22 protein-coding genes are annotated in these 17,716 nt (G+C 73.9%); 11 read left to right on the top strand and 11 right to left on the bottom strand.

Annotated features, from left to right (window positions below; translation table 11 throughout):
- Nucleotides 1-7 precede the first annotated feature (7 nt).
- The 8 genes from CCO04_RS05640 to CCO04_RS05605 all read right to left on the bottom strand — a co-directional run bounded on the left by CCO04_RS05640 (nt 8) and on the right by CCO04_RS05605 (nt 6,443).
- On the bottom strand, nt 8-412 hold the full coding sequence (locus CCO04_RS05640; RefSeq protein ID WP_215813150.1) for a hypothetical protein: 405 nt from the start codon (nt 410-412) through the stop codon (nt 8-10).
- The gene (locus CCO04_RS05635; protein WP_257753980.1) at nt 412-786 is read right to left on the bottom strand and encodes a molybdopterin-binding protein; all 375 of its coding nucleotides are present in this window, start codon (nt 784-786) and stop codon (nt 412-414) included. Before CCO04_RS05635 ends, CCO04_RS05640 begins: the two co-directional genes overlap by 1 nt.
- Before the next feature lie 10 nt (nt 787-796).
- Entirely contained in the window at nt 797-1,735 is a 939-nt protein-coding gene (locus tag CCO04_RS05630; RefSeq protein WP_215813148.1) for an ABC transporter ATP-binding protein, read from the bottom strand.
- Complete coding sequence (locus CCO04_RS05625) at nt 1,732-2,451, bottom strand: ABC transporter permease (protein ID WP_215813147.1); 720 nt, start codon at nt 2,449-2,451, stop codon at nt 1,732-1,734. The genes CCO04_RS05630 and CCO04_RS05625 overlap by 4 nt, the downstream gene beginning before the upstream one ends.
- Nucleotides 2,448-2,792, bottom strand: a complete 345-nt coding sequence (locus CCO04_RS05620) for a DUF2149 domain-containing protein (protein ID WP_215813146.1) — start codon at nt 2,790-2,792, stop codon at nt 2,448-2,450. Before CCO04_RS05620 ends, CCO04_RS05625 begins: the two co-directional genes overlap by 4 nt.
- A complete protein-coding gene (locus CCO04_RS05615) occupies nt 2,789-3,463 on the bottom strand; it encodes a MotA/TolQ/ExbB proton channel family protein (RefSeq protein ID WP_215813145.1) in 675 nt (224 codons plus the stop codon). Before CCO04_RS05615 ends, CCO04_RS05620 begins: the two co-directional genes overlap by 4 nt.
- Nucleotides 3,460-4,695, bottom strand: coding sequence for a hypothetical protein (locus tag CCO04_RS05610; protein ID WP_215813144.1), 1,236 nt, complete (start codon nt 4,693-4,695; stop codon nt 3,460-3,462). Before CCO04_RS05610 ends, CCO04_RS05615 begins: the two co-directional genes overlap by 4 nt.
- Before the next feature lie 71 nt (nt 4,696-4,766).
- Complete coding sequence (locus tag CCO04_RS05605) at nt 4,767-6,443, bottom strand: substrate-binding domain-containing protein (RefSeq protein ID WP_215813143.1); 1,677 nt, start codon at nt 6,441-6,443, stop codon at nt 4,767-4,769.
- A gap of 137 nt (nt 6,444-6,580) precedes the next feature.
- On the opposite strand from CCO04_RS05605, the gene CCO04_RS05600 reads away from it, so the two are divergent.
- Nucleotides 6,581-7,165, top strand: a complete 585-nt coding sequence (locus tag CCO04_RS05600) for a DUF4245 family protein (protein WP_215813142.1) — start codon at nt 6,581-6,583, stop codon at nt 7,163-7,165.
- On the opposite strand, the gene CCO04_RS05595 is transcribed toward CCO04_RS05600, so the two are convergent.
- Together CCO04_RS05595 and xseA are read right to left on the bottom strand one after the other, a co-directional pair.
- Complete coding sequence (locus CCO04_RS05595) at nt 7,162-7,410, bottom strand: exodeoxyribonuclease VII small subunit (RefSeq protein WP_215813141.1); 249 nt, start codon at nt 7,408-7,410, stop codon at nt 7,162-7,164. The genes CCO04_RS05600 and CCO04_RS05595 overlap by 4 nt on opposite strands.
- On the bottom strand, nt 7,403-8,638 hold the full coding sequence (gene xseA / locus CCO04_RS05590) for an exodeoxyribonuclease VII large subunit (protein WP_215813140.1): 1,236 nt from the start codon (nt 8,636-8,638) through the stop codon (nt 7,403-7,405). Before xseA ends, CCO04_RS05595 begins: the two co-directional genes overlap by 8 nt.
- Before the next feature lie 22 nt (nt 8,639-8,660).
- On the opposite strand from xseA, the gene CCO04_RS05585 reads away from it, so the two are divergent.
- Genes CCO04_RS05585 through CCO04_RS05545 form a run of 9 tightly spaced genes read left to right on the top strand, consistent with a single transcriptional unit; the run spans nt 8,661 to nt 15,468 of the window.
- Entirely contained in the window at nt 8,661-9,617 is a 957-nt protein-coding gene (locus CCO04_RS05585; RefSeq protein ID WP_215813139.1) for a PfkB family carbohydrate kinase, read from the top strand.
- Nucleotides 9,618-9,628: 11 nt separating this feature from the next.
- Nucleotides 9,629-10,051, top strand: coding sequence for an excalibur calcium-binding domain-containing protein (locus CCO04_RS05580; RefSeq protein WP_215813138.1), 423 nt, complete (start codon nt 9,629-9,631; stop codon nt 10,049-10,051).
- Nucleotides 10,052-10,084: 33 nt separating this feature from the next.
- Nucleotides 10,085-10,939: a tRNA pseudouridine(38-40) synthase TruA gene (truA, locus tag CCO04_RS05575; protein ID WP_215813137.1), complete on the top strand. Its 855-nt coding sequence runs from the start codon at nt 10,085-10,087 to the stop codon at nt 10,937-10,939.
- Nucleotides 10,936-11,535 carry a class I SAM-dependent methyltransferase gene (locus tag CCO04_RS05570; protein ID WP_215813136.1) on the top strand — a complete coding sequence of 200 codons (600 nt, stop codon included), beginning with the start codon at nt 10,936-10,938 and terminating at the stop codon, nt 11,533-11,535. The genes truA and CCO04_RS05570 overlap by 4 nt, the downstream gene beginning before the upstream one ends.
- Nucleotides 11,536-11,559: 24 nt before the next feature.
- Complete coding sequence (locus CCO04_RS05565; protein WP_215813135.1) at nt 11,560-12,234, top strand: SIMPL domain-containing protein; 675 nt, start codon at nt 11,560-11,562, stop codon at nt 12,232-12,234.
- Nucleotides 12,231-12,461: a hypothetical protein gene (locus CCO04_RS05560; protein WP_215813134.1), complete on the top strand. Its 231-nt coding sequence runs from the start codon at nt 12,231-12,233 to the stop codon at nt 12,459-12,461. The genes CCO04_RS05565 and CCO04_RS05560 overlap by 4 nt, the downstream gene beginning before the upstream one ends.
- A gap of 52 nt (nt 12,462-12,513) precedes the next feature.
- Complete coding sequence (locus CCO04_RS05555; protein WP_215813133.1) at nt 12,514-14,214, top strand: ABC-F family ATP-binding cassette domain-containing protein; 1,701 nt, start codon at nt 12,514-12,516, stop codon at nt 14,212-14,214.
- Complete coding sequence (locus tag CCO04_RS05550) at nt 14,211-15,245, top strand: GNAT family N-acetyltransferase (RefSeq protein ID WP_215813132.1); 1,035 nt, start codon at nt 14,211-14,213, stop codon at nt 15,243-15,245. Before CCO04_RS05555 ends, CCO04_RS05550 begins: the two co-directional genes overlap by 4 nt.
- Nucleotides 15,246-15,285: 40 nt before the next feature.
- Nucleotides 15,286-15,468: a DUF5302 domain-containing protein gene (locus CCO04_RS05545; RefSeq protein ID WP_215813131.1), complete on the top strand. Its 183-nt coding sequence runs from the start codon at nt 15,286-15,288 to the stop codon at nt 15,466-15,468.
- An 83-nt stretch (nt 15,469-15,551) separates the two neighbouring features.
- Here CCO04_RS05545 and CCO04_RS05540 read toward each other — a convergent pair whose 3' ends face one another.
- Nucleotides 15,552-16,757, bottom strand: coding sequence for a S1C family serine protease (locus CCO04_RS05540; protein ID WP_252372823.1), 1,206 nt, complete (start codon nt 16,755-16,757; stop codon nt 15,552-15,554).
- Nucleotides 16,758-16,887: 130 nt separating this feature from the next.
- Between CCO04_RS05540 and CCO04_RS05535 the strand changes: the two genes are divergently transcribed.
- Nucleotides 16,888-17,715: an ABC transporter permease gene (locus tag CCO04_RS05535; RefSeq protein ID WP_215813130.1), complete on the top strand. Its 828-nt coding sequence runs from the start codon at nt 16,888-16,890 to the stop codon at nt 17,713-17,715.
- Nucleotide 17,716: the final 1 nt, after the last annotated feature.

The raw sequence follows: 17,716 nt of genomic DNA, 5'->3' as shown, positions 1-17,716 counted from the left end.
CCGCTGCTCAGCAGTCGGCGCGGACTCCCTTGACGGCGGCCAGCAGTCCCTCGCGCGCCTCGGTCACCACGGCACCGTCGACCGGCCGGCCCTGGGTGCTGCGGCGGGCCTGGGCGAGCAGGTCGGCGACGGCCTGCTCGGCGTTCTCGAGCTGGGCCCGCTCGTCGCCGGACACGGTGGCCTTGGCCGCGCTCAGCGCGGTCTTGACCGCGGTGAGGGTACGCCGGGCGGTCGCCGGGTCCTCGCTGATCGTGGCGATGGCGTTCTCGGCCTGGCGCTGGGCGTCGTCGACCGCGGTCTGGGCGATCGCGCAGGTCGGGCTGAGCTGCTTGCGCTGCTCGTCGGTGCAGCCCGCGGCGAGGACGCCGAGGACCAGCGTGGCCGCCGCGAGGCGCGCGGTCCGTCGTCCCATCAGGCCTCGACGATCACGGTCGTCGACTTCACCACGGCGGTCGCCGGCTTGCCGGGCTCGAGGCCCAGGTCGTCGGCGGCCTCGCGGCTCATCAGCGAGACGATCCGGTAGTCACCGCACGCCAGCTCGACCTTGGCCATCACGCCGTCGCGCTCGACCGAGACGACGACGCCGGCGAGCCGGTTGCGGGCGCTGGAGGTGGCGGTGCGCCCGGTCAGCTTGGCGGTCAGCGCCGGCAGCTGGTCCGAGCGCAGCACGCGCTGGTTGTTCTGGCGCTCGAACACGACGCGGCCCTCGGACTCCCAGCGGCGCAGCGTGTCGACGCTCACGCCCACGGCCTGGGCGACCTCACCGATGCGCAAGTACTCCGACACGTCGCTCATCCTAGGGCGCTCCCGTCGCCGCCGGGGCGGGGAACCGGACCGCGCCGTCGAGCCGGAACCGGACGGGGTCGCCGAGACCGACGCTGCCGGTCGGCCGGACGGTCCGCACGGAGCCGTGCGCTCCGGTGACCTCGATCCGGACGCCGTCCTGCTGGGGGACCAGCCGGGTGACGGTGCCGGTGAGCTCGCCGGCGGCGTCGAGGACGACGTGCGGGGGACGGGTCAAGACCAGCTCGTCGCCGAGGACCAGCTCGCCGTCGTACCCGAGGAAGCGGGCGACCTCGGCGCTCGGCGGCGCGGCGAGGAGCGCGTCCGGACCGCCCGCGGCGACGACCCGGCCCTCGATCATGACGACCAGCCGGGTCGCCAGCGCCCAGGCCTCCGCGCGGTCGTGGACGACGACGAGGACGCCGCCCGCCGCGGTGCGCAGCGCCGACCCCGTGTCCTCGCACAGCGCGGCGCGGGTCTCGGCGTCGAGGCCGGCGAACGGCTCGTCGAGGAGCAGCAGGTCGGGCCGGAGCGCGATCCCGCGGGCGACGTGGACCCGGCGCCGCTCCCCGCCCGAGAGGGTCGTCGCGTGGCGCCGGGCGAGGTGCGCGGCGCGCATCTGCTCCAGCGCCTCCATCGCCCGCGCCCGCCGCTGCGACCGCGGGACGCCCCACCAGGCGAGCGCGAGCTCGACGTTCGCGCGCACCGACCGGCTCGCCAGACCCGGGGCCTGCAGCACGGAGGCGACGCGTCCGGTCCGCTCCACCCGGCCGCCGTGGGCGCGGACCACGCCGCCGACCGCTTCGAGCAGGCTGCTCTTGCCCGCGCCGTTCGGGCCGAGCACCGCCACGACCTCGCCGCGGTCCAGGGTCAGGTCGACGCCGTGGACGACGCTCGCCCGGCCGCGGCGTACCTGCAGGGCGTCGAGGGTGAGGAGCCGCTCGCCGCTCACGTCGCCCGCCTGGGCGGTCCGGGCCGGCGCCGGCCGTACTGGAGCATCGTGAGCAGCGCGACCACGACGAGGATCAGGCCGAGCAGCACGATGCCGATCGCGATCGCCTCGGCCCAGTGCGCGGCGTTGACCCGCGCGAGGGTGGCGCTGGCCAGGGTCTGGGTCAGGCCGTCGATATTGCCGCCGACCAGGACGACGGCGCCGACCTCCGAGAGCCCCGAGCCGATGGCGGCGATGACCGCGGCGAGGATCCCGGTCCGCGCCTCGCGGGCCGCGAGCGCGCCGACCCGCAGCCGGCCCGCGCCGAACGCGCGGGCCTGGTCGAGCAGGCCGGGGGAGACGTCGCGCACCGCGGAGGCGCTGAGGGCCACGATGATCGGCAGCGCGAGCACGGTCTGGGCGACGTAGACGCCGTTGAGCGTGAACAGCAGGTGCAGGCGGCCCAGCGGCCCGACCGGGAACATGAGCAGCACCAGGAACAGCCCCACGATCACCGGCGGCAGGCCCAGCCCGGCGTTCGCGAGCACCAGCCCGACGCCGCGGCCGCGGAACCGGCCCAGCCCGAGCGCGAGCCCGATCGGCAGCCCGATCACGAAGGCGACGAGTGTCGGCAGCAGCGCCACCTTGAGCGTGGTCAGCGTCAGGTCGAGCAGCCACGGCTCGCGGCCGAGCACCAGGTCCCAGGCCTGGCCGAAGCCGTCGGTCCAGAAGTTCACGGAGTCGGTCCGGCGGAGGGCTTCGGGACGACGTAGACGAGGCGGCCGTCGTTGAGCCGGTAGACCTGGCCCACCTGCTCGCCCTGGCCGACCACCGACGGCGCATCGGTCGGTACGTCGGACACCTCCGCGTCCGGCGGCACCGTGATCGAGCCCGGGGGCGGCTGCTGGGCCGGTGCGCCGTCCTTGGTGAGGGTGTCCGCCAGGTTGAGCGAGGACAGCGCGGCGAGCAGGAAGCCGACCGACAGCACGATCCCGAGGTCGAACAGGTTGACCAGACCGTCGAGCGGGTCGCCGGCCCGGTCCTCGTGGCGCCGGGCGCGCGGGTTGACCCGGATCACCGGACGCGCTCCTCGGCCGGGGTGGCCGGGTCGGCGGGGGTGGTCTGGTCGGCCGCGGCGGTGAGGATCGCGGCGACGTACTCGAGGTCGGAGAAGTCCTGGCCGTAGATCCGGTCCCGGGCCAGCGAGATCGCGAAGGCTCCCGCGCCGACCAGCAGGCCGAGCACGGTGATGCTGAACGCGAGGCGCAGGTTGTCCGAGAGCGCGGCGATGTCGCCGGCGGCCAGCCCTTCGAGTGCCGGTGAGAGGGGGATCAGCGTGCCCATCAGCCCGAGCGCCGGGCCGGTCCGCACCAGCAGCCGGGTCCGCCCGAGCCGGCGCTGCCGGCCGAAGTCGAAGTCGGCGAGCTGCTTGGCCATCCGCGCCTCGGCTCCCGGGGTCCCGGCGTCCCGCGCGAACGACGCGAGCACCGCCCCCATCGCGGGGCTCCACGCGACGGCCCGCAGGGCCTGCGCCATCGCGTCCCGGTCGCCCGCGTCGAGCGCCCCGCGCGCCCGGTCCGCCGCCTGCACCAGCGCCGGCAGCCGGCGCTGCAGCCGCCGCGCCGTCTCGGCGGCGAACGAGCCCAGCTCGACCACCACCCACGCGAGCGAGGCGAGCGCGAGCACCACGACGGGGATCTCGAGCGCCTCCGAGGCCCGGAAGATCGTCTCGTAGAGCTGGTCCTTCATGAGGTGGCCTTCCTGGTGCGGAGTACGTCGCGCAGCTCTCCGGCCGCGCCGACGAGGACGAGGAGCCCCGCCAGCAGCGCGAACCACACGCCCGTGGCGATCCGGAACGGGTGCTTCGGCGGCACGACGGTCGAGCTGGTCGCCGGGCCCTCGGTGGGCGCGGGGGCGTCCACGCCGCCGGTCGTCGTACCGGAGCTGAGGAGGAGGCCGCGGACGGTGCCGTCGTCGGGGTCAGGTGCGGGGGTCGGTGAGGTCGTCGCCGTGCCGGCGGGTTCGGGCGGTCCGGTCGGGCCCGGTGCGCCGTCGGTCCCGGTGCCTCCGGGGGTCGCGTGCTGGCCGCCCGGGGGGCCCTCGGTCTCGCCGTTGCCGTCGCCCTTGCCGCCACCTCCGCCGGGTTGGACCGGGACGGTGGGGGTCTCGGTCGGGGGCGGTGCGTCCCCGACCGTGAAGGTCGCGAGGGCGCGGCCGTAGGAGTCGCGGTCGTCGGTGACGACCAGGCCGATCGTCCGGCCGCCCTTGGTCGTCCAGGTCGCCGATGCCGTCGCCGGGTTCTGCGGATCGGCCGCGCCGGCGCTCCCGAGCTGCCAGCGGTAGGTGAGCCGCGACGGGTACGGCGCGCCCGGCACGTCGGCGCGGAACCGCACCTTCTGGCCGACGGTCGGGTGGGCCGGGGTCACCGTGATCTCCGGGGTGAGGACGCGGCCGGTGGTGCTGAGGGTCACCTCGAGGGCGATCCGTCCTCCCGGCCGCAGGTCGTCGTCGCCGTTGACGTCGTCGGTGCCGGGGCGCAGGGGACGGATGTAGGAGACGGCGTCGGAGTCGGCGAAGTACACGACGGGTTCGAGGCCGTCGGCGAAGCCGCCGCTGCCCGCGGGGCCGAGGTCGGCCTTGCCGAGCGTGGAGATGTAGTCGTTCTGGGGGTGGGGGAGCTTCACGATCGTCACGTCCGACGGCTGCAGTCCGTCGAGTGCGGCGCCGGGCCGGGTCAGGTGCTCGATCAGGTCGCGGACCGGCAGCGCACTCGTGGCGGTCACCCGGTCCTCGACCGGGCCCCCGGGGACGCGACGGATGTCGTAGTCAGGGTTGTGCTCACCCGCCTCGGCCGCCCAGGCCCTGATGTCGCTGCCCGGCACCAGCACGGTCCGGCCCTCGGGCCCGGTCAGCGTGACGATCACGCACCCGTCGACGGCGCTGCCCGGGCAGGGCCCGGCGGCCGCCGGGTCCGCCGTCATGCCGACGAGCGACGCGGTCGCCCCCAGCCCGAGGGCCAGGAGCGACCACGTCAGCCGTCGCGTGCGCTTGCTCAGCGGGCCGTCCGCTTCTTGGGCGAGGTGGCGGGGGTGCTGGTGCCGGGGTTGGTGTACTTCACGTAGTAGGTGAAGCGCTTGCCCTTGACCCGGACCTTGGTGCTCCAGGTCTTCGCGCCCTTGCGGAGCGCGACGGTGGTCAGGGCGCGGAACTTCTTCGCGCCGGCGACCTTCACGTAGACGACGACCTTGGCCTTCGCGCTGCCGGCGGCGGGCGTGAGCTTGCCGTGGAAGCGGGTCTTGGCGCCGGCCTTGGCCGCCTTCGCGGTGACTGTGCCCTTGGCGAGCGGGGCGGCCGTGACGTTGACCGTGCCGAGGGAGGTCTCGGTCGGGGCGAGCAGGTCGCCGAAGATCGGGTCGAGGGTGGTGTTCTCGATCTTGGTGATCTGGTCGGTGACGACGGCGTACCTCATCGACGCAGTCGGCTTGTAGGTCAGGGTGAAGGCGCCGGTGGCATCGGTGGTCGCGGTGGCGACGGTCGTGGCGGCGCCGCCGCCGGTCGGCGTACCGACGAGCTTGACGGGGACGAAGTCCAGCTTCGGCGTGCCCGGTACGACATTGCGCAGGGTGCCGGTCACCTTGAGCGTCTGGCCGGAGACGAGCGAGGCCGGGACGGTCGAGGTGGTGACGGCCGGGGCCGCGGACGGCAGGAAGGGCGCGTCGCCGGTGTCGCTCAGGTAGCCGCCGACGGCGGTCTGGCCGGCCGGGGACGTCACCCAGTTGAGGAAGGCCGTGGCCGCCGCGGTGTTGATGGAGACGCCGGGGTTGGCGGTGAACTTCGCCGGGTTGATGGCGTAGGCGTGGAACGAGTTGACCAGGAGGTCGGGGCCACCGATCGCGTTCGGGGCGTTGTCCCGGGTCAGGATCGTCAGGTTCGTGGCCTGCGCGGTCGATTGGAGGTAGTTGAACGTGCCGCGGTCGGTGAAGACGTAGCAGCTGTTCGCCGGGCGGGGCGAGAAGTTGCAGGTGCTCGCCGCGAGGATGTTCGGGGCCTGGGTCAGGTCCGTGCGCTTGTACCAAGCGGGCAGGTCGGCGACCGTGCCGCACGCGCCGTTGCCGGTGGTGGGCGCCTTGCCGCCGCCGTCGGAGGCGCTGATCGTGCAGAGCGGTACGCTGGTCGTCTCGGCCCAGATCGCGTGCTCCTGCACGGTGGTGCCGGGGGTGCCGCCGCGCGAGACGAAGGTCGCCGTACCGGCGGCTCCGGCGGTGGCGATGTCCTGGAAGGTGCGGACGATGTCGTTGCCGTGGCCCGCGCTCGAGATGCCGGCGGGGTCGGCGGCCGGGCCGCCGAGGATGTAGTCGCCCCAGAAGATCGCGCGACCGTACGACTCGAGCGAGTAGCCCTCGTCGACGAACTGGTTCTCCAGCGCCGCCGCGTGGACGATCATCGCGCTCGCCGCGCCGGACTTGGCGTAGGCGATCGCGGCGCCCGTGCCGCGGCTGACGTAGTTGAGCGTGTACTGCGGGTACGCCGCCTCGAACTGCGGCTTGAGGATCGTCTGGACCAGGAACGAGTCGTAGACGTCGCTCGTCCCGACGACCGTCAGGGTCGCGTTGTCGTCGGCGTGGGCCGCCGGGGCGATGGCGGTCGCGGTCAGGGGGAGGGCCAGCACGGCGCTCGCCGCGGCCAGCCGGCGCAGCAGGGTGGTGCGCTTCTTCGTTGGTGTGGACACCATCCGGACCCTAGGGCATTTACCTAGGAAGTACGTAGCAAATGTTGCCAAGAGTGCAACAACCGTTGGGTAGGTTCGTCGTCGTGCGCCCTCCCGGGTGCGTGCTTCGTGGGGCCGGCTGGGAGACTGGGGGCGAGATGAGCACGCAGCAGACCGAGTCCACCGGCCGTCCGGGCCGCTACCAGCGCTCCTTCAGCGGCCTCATCTCCTCGCTGCTGGTGACGGTCCTGGTCATCGGCGGCCTCCTCTACTTCATGGGCGCCTTCCGCAGCTCCACGGAGATCAAGCCGGAGGCGGTCGACTACCTCGAGACCGTGCAGTCGGCCCAACAGGCCGGGCTGACGCCGGTCTACCCGAGCGCACTGCCCCAGGGCTGGATCTCGACCGGCGTCGACGTGACGCCGTCCGAGGAGGACCCGGTCTTCATGGTCCGGATGCTCACCGGCAAGGAGCGCTTCGTCGCCGTCCGGCAGGAGCGTGCGACGTCGTCGGCGCTGCTGACCAAGTGGGTCGACGAGGAGACCCAGGCGGGTGCGGGCTACACCGTGCCCGCGTCGGTCGCGGCGCCGGTCGCGCGGGAGTGGAAGGGCTACACCGACAAGGGCGGTGACGCGGCGTACGTCGCGAAGGTCGGCGAGAACACCGTGCTGGTGTTCGGCTCCGCGTCGAAGCAGGAGCTGCAGTCGATCGTCGACGCGCTCGTGACGACGAAGATCCGCTAGTCCTCGTCGTCGTCCTCGTCCGCCTCCGCGGACTCGTCGTCGAGCACCGCGTCGAGCCGTGCCCGGACCCCGTCGATCCAGCCCTGGCAGACGGTGGCCAGCGCCTCGCCGCGCTCCCACAGGGCCAGTGACTCCTCGAGCGTCGTACCGCCGGCCTCGAGCTGCCGCACGACCTCGACCAGCTCGGCGCGGGCGTCCTCGTAGGACAGCTCCTCGGTGGTCGCGGTCCCGGGCTCGTCAGTCATGGTTCTCCTCGATCGACTCGGTCGTGGTGGCGGTGACGTGGATGCGGCCGTCGGCGACGCGCACCGAGAGCGGGGCGTCGGCGGCGACCTCGTGGACGGAGGTGACGACGCGGCCGGCGTCGTCCTGGAGGACGGCGTACCCGCGGCGCAGGGTGGCCAGCGGGGACAGCGCGCGGACCCGGGCACGGCGGTGGTCGAGGTCGTCGGCGGCGCGGTCGAGCTGCCACTCGAGCTGGCGGCGGATCCGGGTGCGCCAGTCGTCGAGCTCGTCGAGGCGGGCGTCGAGGAGGGTGCCGGGGTGGGCGAGTGCGGGGCGGGAGCGGATCGCGTCGAGCTGGGCCTGCTCGCGGTCGACGCGGGTGCGTGCGGCGCGGCGCAGGGCCTCGCGGGCGCGGTCGAGCATCGCGCGCTCCTGGGCGATGTCGGGGACGATCAGCTTGGCCGCGTCGGTCGGGGTCGAGGCGCGGACGTCGGCGACGAGGTCGAGCAGCGGGCTGTCGGGCTCGTGGCCGATCGCGGAGACGACGGGGGTGCGGGCGGCGGACACGACCCGGATCAGGCCCTCGTCGGAGAAGGGCAGCAGGTCCTCGACCGAGCCGCCGCCGCGGGACACGACGATCACGTCGACGGCGGGGTCGGCGTCGAGGCGTCGTACCGCCTCGATGACCTCGGCGGCCGAGCGCGCGCCCTGCATCGAGGCGTAGGCGGTGGTGAAGACGACGGCGGGCCAGCGGCGGGTGGCGTTCTCGACGACATCGCGCTCGGCGGCCGAGCCGGGCGCGGTGACCAGGCCGACCCGGGTCGGCACGGTCGGCAGCCGGCGCTTGCGCTCGGGCGCGAAGAGTCCCTCGGCGGCGAGGAGCTGACGGCGGCGCTCGAGGCGGGCGAGCAGCTCGCCGAGGCCGACCATCCGGATCTCGCGGGCCTGGAGCGAGAGCGTCCCCCGGTTGGCGTAGTACGACGGCCGCGCGTGGATGACGACGCTCGCCCCCTCGGTCACCGGGGTCGGCAGGCTGTCGAACATCACCCGCGAGCAGGTGACCGGCACCGAGATGTCCGCGACCGAGTCGCGCAGCGTCAGGAACACCGTGGCCAGGCCGGGACGCCGGCTCACCTGGGTCACCTGGCCCTCGACCCACACCGCCCCGAGCCGGTCGACCCACCCGGAGATCGCGTTCGCGATCGCCCGGACCGGCGCCGGCTTCTCGAGGGACGTCTCCAGGGCCACGTCGCGACACTAGTGTGTCGGGATGACAGCGCTGGTGATCGGGGAGTCCGTGCTGGACGTCGTCCACGCGCCGGGCCTGGCCCCCGTCGAACGCCCGGGCGGCTCGGCCGTCAACGTCGCCGTCGCGCTCGCCCGGCTGGGGCGCGCGGTCCGGCTCGCGACGTCGTACGGCGACGATGCGGCGGGTCGTCTCGTCGCCGAGCACCTGCGGGCGGCGGGCGTCGGCCTGGCCGGGACGCCGACCGTGCTGGGGGCGACCTCGCGCGCGGAGGCGGTGATCGGCGGGGACGGCGCGGCGACGTACACCTTCGCGATGGGGTGGGAGCTGCCGGCGGACGTCGAGGAGCCTGCGGAGGCGGCCCGCGTCGTCCACGTGACCTCCCAGGCGCCGCTGCTCGCGCCGGGTGCGGCGGACACGCTCGCCCTGGTCGAGCGGCTGCGCGCGGCCGGTGCGACCGTCTCGTACGACATCAACCTGCGCCCCGCGGTCACCGGCACCGGACCGGACGTCGCCGCCGGGGTGCTCCGGATGGCCGCGCTCGCCGACATCGTCAAGGCCTCCGACGAGGACCTGCTCGCGCTGTGGCCCGAGCGGTTCGTGGGGGAGAGCGCCACCGCGCTGCTCGCGATCGCCGGCGGCCCGGTCGCCGTGGTCGTCACCCACGGCGGGGACGGCGCGTCGTGGCACGCCTGCTCCGGTACGGACTGGTCGACCGGCGGGGTGCACGCGCCGCCGGTCGAGGTCGTCGACACCATCGGCGCGGGGGACACCTTCGCGGCCGGGCTGCTCGACCACCTGTGGCCGGTGCTCGGACCGGGCGGCCGGGAGCGGATCTGCGGCCTCGGGCCCGAGGAGTGGACCGCCGCGCTGGCGTACGCCGCCCGGGCGGCCGCGGTGACGGTCGGGCGGGTGGGGGCGGATCCGCCGACGCGGGACGAATTGTCTGAAACTGCCCCGGCCGAGGGAGAAGCGGTCTAGCGTCAGCCCGCATGAGGACGAGGGTGCGTACGTGGCGGGTGGCCGGGCTGCTGCCGGTCCTGGCGGTGACGATGGCGCTCGGCGCGTGCAGCGGCCAGGAGTCCGCCGATCCGGCGGCGCGGGCGACGGCGACGGTCACCACGACCGCGACGGCGACGGTGACCGCCACGGTCACGGCCACGCCCACGCCCTCGGTGCGCGGGTTCGCCGACACCGGCGCGACCGCGACACCCCAGCCGAAGCCGGCCCCGAAGCCCAAGCCCGCGCCCAAGCCGAAGCCCAAGCCCAAGCCGAAGCCGAAGCCGGCCCCCGTCACCGTCTCCTACGAGAACTGCGACGACGTCCGCGCCCACGGCGCGGCCCCGATCCGCATCGGCGACCCCGGCTACGGCTCCCACCTCGACCGTGACGGAGACGGCGTCGGCTGCGAGTGAGGCCCGCGCGGTCGCACCCCCTAGGCTTCTCGGGTGCGCCTGCGGATCGATCTCGCCTACGACGGCGCCGACTTCCGGGGCTGGGCGGCGCAGCCGGGTCTGCGGACCGTCCAGGCCGAGCTGACCAGTGCGCTGACCACGGTGCTGCGGCTGCCGGAGGGGTCGCTGCGGGTCACCTGTGCCGGCCGGACCGACTCCGGGGTGCACGCGCGCGGCCAGGTCGCGCACGTCGACGTCCCGGAGGACGCCGAGCAGGGCTCGGAGACGGCGGCGCGCCAGCTCGGGCAGCTCGACGTGCTGGCCCGGCGGGTCAACGGGGTGCTGGCGAAGGACGCGCGGGTGCGCCGGATCAGCGTGGCGCCGGAGGCGTTCGACGCGCGGTTCGCGGCGCTGTGGCGGCGCTATGCCTACCGGATCGTGGACGACCCGGCCCGGGTGGACCCGCTCGTGCGCAACCACGTGCTCTTCTGGCCGCGGGCGCTCGACGTCGCGGCGATGGACGAGGCGGCGCGGTCGCTGGTCGGGCTGCACGACTTCGCGGCGTTCTGCAAGCACCGTGAGGGTGCGACGACGATCCGGACGCTCCTGGAGTTCGGCTGGACCCGGACGTCCGAGGGGATGCTGCTCGGGCACGTCCAGGCCGATGCGTTCTGCCACTCGATGGTGCGGGCGCTGGTCGGCTGCATGATCGCGGTGGGCGAGGGGCGCAAGGATCCCGCCTGGGCGGCGGAGATCCTGACCGGGCGGCGGCGCGACCAGAACGTGGTCGTCGTCCCGGCGCACGGGCTGACGCTCGAGGAGGTCGCCTACCCGGACGACGCCGAGCTGGCCGAGCGGGTCGCGCAGGCGTCGGCACGGCGTACGTTGGCGGAAGGGGCCGAGGGATGAGCGACGAGCACTACTTCTCCGCCGACCCGTCGGTGGCCTTCCAGCGCGCGCCCGTCCACGCCGAGGTGTGGGGCGTCGAGCTCGACCTGGTCAGCGGCTCCGGGGTGTTCGCGCAGGGCCGCCTCGACATCGGTACGTCGATCCTGTTCCGCGAGACCGAGCCGCCCACCGGCGGGCGGATCCTCGACCTCGGCTGCGGGTACGGCGTGATCGGGCTCGCCTGCGCCGTCGCGGCCGCCGAGGCCGTGGTCACCGCGGTCGACGTCAACCAGCGCGCCGTGCTCCTCGCCAACGAGAACGCCGCCACGCTCGGCGTCACCGACCGGTTCACCGCGGCCACGCCCGAGGGGATCGACCCCGCCGCGACGTACGACGAGATCTGGTCGAACCCGCCCATCCGGATCGGCAAGGCGGCGCTCCACGAGCTGCTGCTGACCTGGCTGCCGCGGCTCGCCCCGGGCGGCCGCGCGGTGATGGTGGTCGGCAAGAACCTCGGTGCGGACTCGCTGCAGCGCTGGCTGGGCGAGCAGGGCTTCCCGACCGAGCGGCTGGCGAGCGCCAAGGGGTTCCGGGTCCTCGAGTCCCGCCGCGGCTGAGGGACGCGCCCCTACAGTGGGCGCATGCCGACCGAGTTCACCGTGCGCGGGGCGCACACCGCGTTCCAGCGCCCCGAGCGGGGCACCGTCCAGGTCACCCTCGGGTTCGAGGGGCCGAAGATGCAGCCCGTCTACGACCGCGTGCTGCGCGACCTCGACAGCGTGAAGAAGTCGATCCAGCCGATGCACGACCCCGACCAGGGTCCGGTCACCTGGTGGTCGACCAAGCACGTGCGCACCTGGGCCAACCGCCCGTGGAACCAGGACGGCAAGCAGCTCCCGCTCGTCCACCACGCCAGCGTCGGCGTCGAGGTGAAGTTCCGCGACTTCGGCGCCCTCAGCGCCTGGGTGAGCGGTCACGTCGCCGGCACCGAGGGCTTCAGCCTCGACGGGGTGGTCTGGGCGCTGACCGAGAGCAACCGCCACGACCTGGAGCGCGCGGTCCGCACCCGTGCGGTGCAGGAGGCCGTCCGCCGCGCCCAGGAGTACGCCGACGCGCTCGGCCTCGGCGCCGTCACCCCGGTCGCGGTGGCCGACGCGGGGATGCTGGGCGAGGGGATCACGCCGATCGGCGGGGGCGGCGGTGCGCCGTACATGCGGATGGCGGCGAAGGACAGCGCCGGCGGCGCCGAGCTCAACCTGTCGCCCGAGGACATCGAGGTCACCGCCGAGATCGACGCGCGCTTCGTCGCCGAGTGAGCCGGCTCTCCGAGGTCGCCCGGCTGCTCGACCGCAGCGGCGAGCTCACGCACGCGCGGGCCGCCGTTCTGCAGCAGGCGGCGGCGCCGGACCGGCCGGAGCGCTACAAGTGCACCCATCCCGAGCTGTCGGGCGCCGGCTGGTCGCACCCGTGGCCGGACGAGGAGATGTATCCGCACGCCTGCTGCCGCGAGCACGAGCACTGCCCGGCCGAGTGGGCGCGCTGAGCTCGCGAAACCCGGTCGCTTTCCGCCCGCCGACCCCGGACAATCGACCCTCGTGGGACATGTAGAGGTCGCCGGCGTCCGGTACGAGCTGCCCGACGGGCGGGTGCTCCTGGACGAGGTGTCGTTCCGGGTCGGCGAGGGTGCCAAGGTGGCGCTCGTCGGCGCCAACGGTGCGGGCAAGACGACGCTGTTCCGGATCATCACCGGTGACCTCCAGCCCCATGCGGGCGCGGTGACGCGCTCGGGTGGGCTGGGCGTGATGCGGCAGATGGTCGACCGGGGGCTCGGTGAGGAGCCGACCGTGGCGGACCTGCTGCTGGGGCTGGCGCCCGAGCGGGTGCAGCAGGCGGCGGCCGAGGTGGAGCGCTTCGAGCTGGCGCTGATGGACACCGACGACGAGGCGACCCAGCTGGCCTATGCCCACGCGCTCGCCGAGTACGCCGACGCCGGTGGGTACGACGTCGAGGTGGTCTGGGACGTGTGCACGGTCAAGGCGCTCGCGGTGCCCTACGACCGGGCCAAGTACCGCGAGCTGCGCACGCTGAGCGGCGGTGAGCAGAAGCGGCTGGTGCTGGAGTACCTGCTGGCCGGGCCCGAGGAGGTGCTGCTGCTCGACGAGCCGGACAACTTCCTCGACGTGCCCGGCAAGATCTGGCTGGAGCAGCGGATCGCGGCCTCGGACAAGACGATCCTCTTCATCAGCCACGACCGTGAGCTGCTCGCCAACGCCGCGACGCACGTGGTCACGGTCGAGCTCGGGGCGGGTGGCACGGGCAACAGCGCGTGGACGCACCCGGGCGGGTTCGCGTCGTACCACGAGGCGCGCAAGGACCGGTTCGCGCGCTTCGCCGAGCTGCGCCGGCGCTGGGACGAGGAGCACGCCAAGATCAAGGCGCTCGTGCTGCGGCTCAAGATCAAGGCGGAGTACAACGACGGCATGTCGTCGCAGTACCGCGCGGCGCAGACCCGGCTGCGCAAGTTCGAGGACGCCGGCCCGCCGACCGAGCAGCCGCGCGAGCAGCAGGTCACGATGCGGCTGTCCGGCGCGCGCACGGGCAAGCGGGCGGTGGTCTGCGAGGACCTCGAGCTGACCGGGCTGATGAAGCCTTTCGACCTCGAGGTCTGGTACGGCGACCGGCTGGCCGTGCTGGGCTCCAACGGCTCCGGCAAGTCCCACTTCCTGCGCCTGCTCGCCGCGGGCGGCTCCGACCCGGACGTCGAGCACCGCCCGGTCGGCGACGTGCCGATCGCGCCGGTCGCCCACGCGGGCCGGGCCCGGCTGGGCGCGCGGGTGCGGCCGGGGTGGTTCGTGCAGACCCACGAGCACCCCGAGCTGGTCGGGCGGACGCTGCTGGAGATCCTGCACCGCGGCGACGGCACACCCCAGGGGCGCCAGGGGATGGGCCGGGAGCAGGCGAGCCGGGTGCTCGACCGCTACGAGCTGGCCGACAGCGCCGAGCAGCCGTTCGAGTCGCTCTCGGGCGGCCAGCAGGCGCGCTTCCAGATCCTGCTGCTCGAGCTCTCCGGCGCCACGCTGCTGCTGCTCGACGAGCCGACCGACAACCTCGACGTGCAGTCCGCCGAGGCGCTGGAGGAGGGCCTGGAGGCCTTCGACGGCACGGTCGTCGCGGTGACCCACGACCGGTGGTTCGCGCGCGGGTTCGACCGGTTCTGCGTGTTCGGCTCCGACGGCACCGTCTACGAGTCCGACGGCCCGGTCTGGGACGAGGGCCGCGTGGAGCGCACCCGGTGAGCGGCTTCGAGGTCGTCGAGGTCGCCCACGGCGACGACGCGGGGATCCGGGCCTGGGCGGCGGTGACCGCCGCCTCGCTGCGCCACGACGTGGGCCCGCCGGCGACGCCGTGGACCGCCGAGGAGCTGGCGGTCGTGGTGGGCACCAGCGACGGGATGCGCCGCGACACCTTCCACCTCGGCCTCCTCGACGGCGAGCCGGTCGCGGCGGGCTGGCTGGCGATGCGCCTGCTCGACAACCTGGACGCCGCCGAGCTCGACGTCCACGTGCTGCCCGCCCACCGCCGCCACGGGTACGGCGGCCGGGTGCTCGACCGGCTCCACGAGCGCGCCGCGGAGGCCGGCCGGAGCCGCCTCGATGCGCGCTCCCAGTGGCCCTACGACGGGCCGGCCGACGGTGCCGGCACCCCGGGCATGGCGTTCGCGCTGGCGCGCGGCTACCACTTCGGCATCGGCGAGGTGCAGCGCGAGCTGGTGCTCCCGGTGAGCGAGGAGCGGCTCGTGGCGCTGGCGGCGGACGCGGCGCCGCACCACGCGGCGTACCGGATCGAGGCGTGGCAGGGGCCCGTCCCCGACGAGCTGGTCGAGAGCTGGCTCGCGGTGTGGAGCACGCTGCCGACCGAGGCGCCGACGGGGGAGTCCGAGCGCGAGGACGACTCGGCCGATGTCGCGGCCTTCCGGGCGATGGAGGCGACCCAGGCCCGGCAGGGCCGTCGTTCGTGGCATGCGGTGGCGCTCGACGCCGCCGGCGAGGTCGTGGCCTACACCGAGGTCGTGGTCCCGGCGCACGATCCCGGGGTCGCCTTCCAGTGGGGCACGCTCGTGGCCCGCGGGCACCGCGGTCACCGCCTGGGCGTGGCGCTCAAGGTGGCCAACCTGCAGGCCCTCCAGCGCGACCTCGGCCCGGCGGCGTCCGGACGCCGCCTGGTGACCTGGAACGCCGAGGTCAACGGGCCGATGATCGACATCAACGAGGAGCTCGGCTTCGTCCCGTCGGCGCGTTCGGCAGAGCTCCAACGCCGCGCCGGTTAATCCCTTGGCCTGGGTGGGTCCTGGATGCGACGGTGGACCCATGGCTGCCAACAACGCGAACGATGACCTGAAGGCCAAGATGCGCGAGGCCCTGGACCGCAAGAACCGCAAGGAGAAGGGCGTCCACGAGGACAGCCCGACCAAGGAGAAGGCGCACGGGTCCGAGGTCGCCGGCGGCGGTCCGCGGATGCACCGCCGGAAGGCCGGCGGAGGCGGCTCCTAGGAGAGTCCCGCGAGCATGCCCCCCGACACGCCCTGCAGGTCAGCCGCGCTCCGCCGGCCCGTCTGTGGGGCGCGGCGCCTTCTCTAGCCGTCCGAGCCGAGCGCGAGGTCGGTGGTGGCTTCCTTGCCGTTGCGCTGGTAGGTGACCTTGACCGTGTCGCCGGGGCGGTAGGAGCGCACGGTCGCGATCAGGCCCTCGGTCGTGTCGATCTGGTGGTCGTCGATGGCGGTGATGATGTCGCCGTCCTTCAGCCCGGCCTTGCCGGCCGCGGAGCCGTTCTCGATGCTCTGGATCCGGGCGCCGGTGATCGTGCTGTCGCTCGACCCGGCGGTGCCGGCCGCGTCGCGGACCTGGATGCCGAGGCGGGCGTGGGTGGGCGTCTCGCCCGCCCGGAGCTGGTCGATGATCGGCAGCACCTCGTCGATCGGGATCGCGAAGCCGAGCCCGATCGAGCCGGACTCCGCGCCGCCCTGGGCCGAGCCGGTGGAGCGGATCGAGGCGTTGATGCCGACCAGCTGACCGTCCATGTTGACCAGCGGCCCGCCGCTGTTGCCGGGGTTGATCGCGGCGTCGGTCTGGATGGCCGGGTACGCCGTCGCGTTGCCGTTGGCGTCCCGGGCCACCTCGACCGGGCGGTCGAGCGCGCTCACGATGCCGCTGGTGACGGTCGCGGCGAGGCCGAACGGCGACCCGACGGCGACCACCTGCTCGCCCACGTCGAGGTTGCTCGACTTGCCGATGGTGATCGGCTTGAGCCCGTCGACGCCCTCGACCTTGACCAGCGCGGTGTCGGTGAGCGGGTCGGTGCCGACCACGGTGGCGCGGGCCTTCTTGCCGTTGTTGAACGACACGGTGACCTCGGCCTGGTCGGCCTGGATCTGGCCGCCCAGCGTCACCACGTGGTCGTTGGTGAGGATCAGGCCGTCGGCGTCGAGGATGACGCCCGAGCCGCTGCCGCCCGAGCCGCCGCCGCTCACGTTGAGCTCGACGACCGAGGGCAGCACGGCCGAGGCGACGGACTCGACGCTGCCGGACGCGGCCGGCTTGTTGCCGCTGTCGACGACCGGGAGCGGGGCACTCGTGCTCGACGGGCTCCCACCGCCGTTGGCGTTGTCGTAGAGGGCGGCGCCGGCGACCCCGGCCCCGCCTCCCACCAGCAGTGCGCCGCTCAGCACGGCGACCGCGAAGCCGGCCCGTCGTGGACGCCGGCCCGGGGAAGCCGGCGCTCCTTCGAAGGGGGAGGGCGGCGGGAACGGCGGGGGAGGCGGGACCTGGGTCATGTCATCCATCGTGCGCAGCCTCCCTGTGATCCCGCTGAGACCGAGGTGAGGACTTCCTCTGAGCCTGCGGTGACGGGCTGCGTCTCGTAGATCAACCCCAAAGACATAAAGTTGAGCGACTCGCTATAGATTACGTCGGGTGTCCACCCGCTCCTCCGTCTCCGCACCGCGCCGCTGGGCCGGCCTCGCCGTCAGCCTGGTCGTGCTGCTGGTCGTCTGGTCGGTGGTCGCCGCGGCGGACCTGGTCCAGCCGCACTACCTGACCCCGAGCCCGCTGGAGGTGTGGGACGCGTTCGTGCGCGCCAACTCCCACCACCCCGTCGGGGGCGGGATCGAGCGCGTGGTGCGCGGCGAGGAGAACTACTTCCTCTGGGAGCACCTGCTCGTCAGCCTGCGCCGGATCGGTCTGGGCCTCGCGCTGGGCGTCCTGGTCGGCGTACCGCTGGGGCTGCTCATGGGCAGCGTGCGGTGGGTCGGTGACCTCGTCGGCCCGTACGTCGACTTCCTGCGCTCGCTGCCGCCGCTGGCCTACATCGGCTTCCTGGTGGCGTGGTTCGGCATCTACGACACCTCGAAGGTGTGGCTGCTCTTCCTCGCCGCTTTCCCGCCGATCACGCTCGCCACGGTCAACGGCGTGCGGGGCGTGCGCCTGGACCAGCTCAACGCCGTACGGAGCCTGGGTGCCTCGCGCCTGCAGGTGACCCGGCACGTGATCCTCCCGGCGACCCTGCCCGACATCCTGTCGGGCCTGCGGGTCGCCGTCGGCTTCGCCTGGACGACGGTCGTCGCGGCGGAGCTCGTCAACGGACTGCCGGGCATCGGAGGCCTGGCCTATCTCTCGGGAACGCAGAACAAGATCGCGCTGTCGGTCGCCTGCATCCTCGTCATCGGCCTCACCGCGATCGCCCTTGACGCCGTCATCCGCACCATCGAGAAGCTCGTCGTCCCGTGGCGAGGAAAGGCCTGAA

The organism is Pimelobacter sp. 30-1 (genome assembly GCF_018831735.1).
Lineage (GTDB): Bacteria > Actinomycetota > Actinomycetes > Propionibacteriales > Nocardioidaceae > Nocardioides.
Note: the sequence above shows the minus strand (reverse complement) of the source record. Positions and strands in the feature narration are given on the sequence as shown.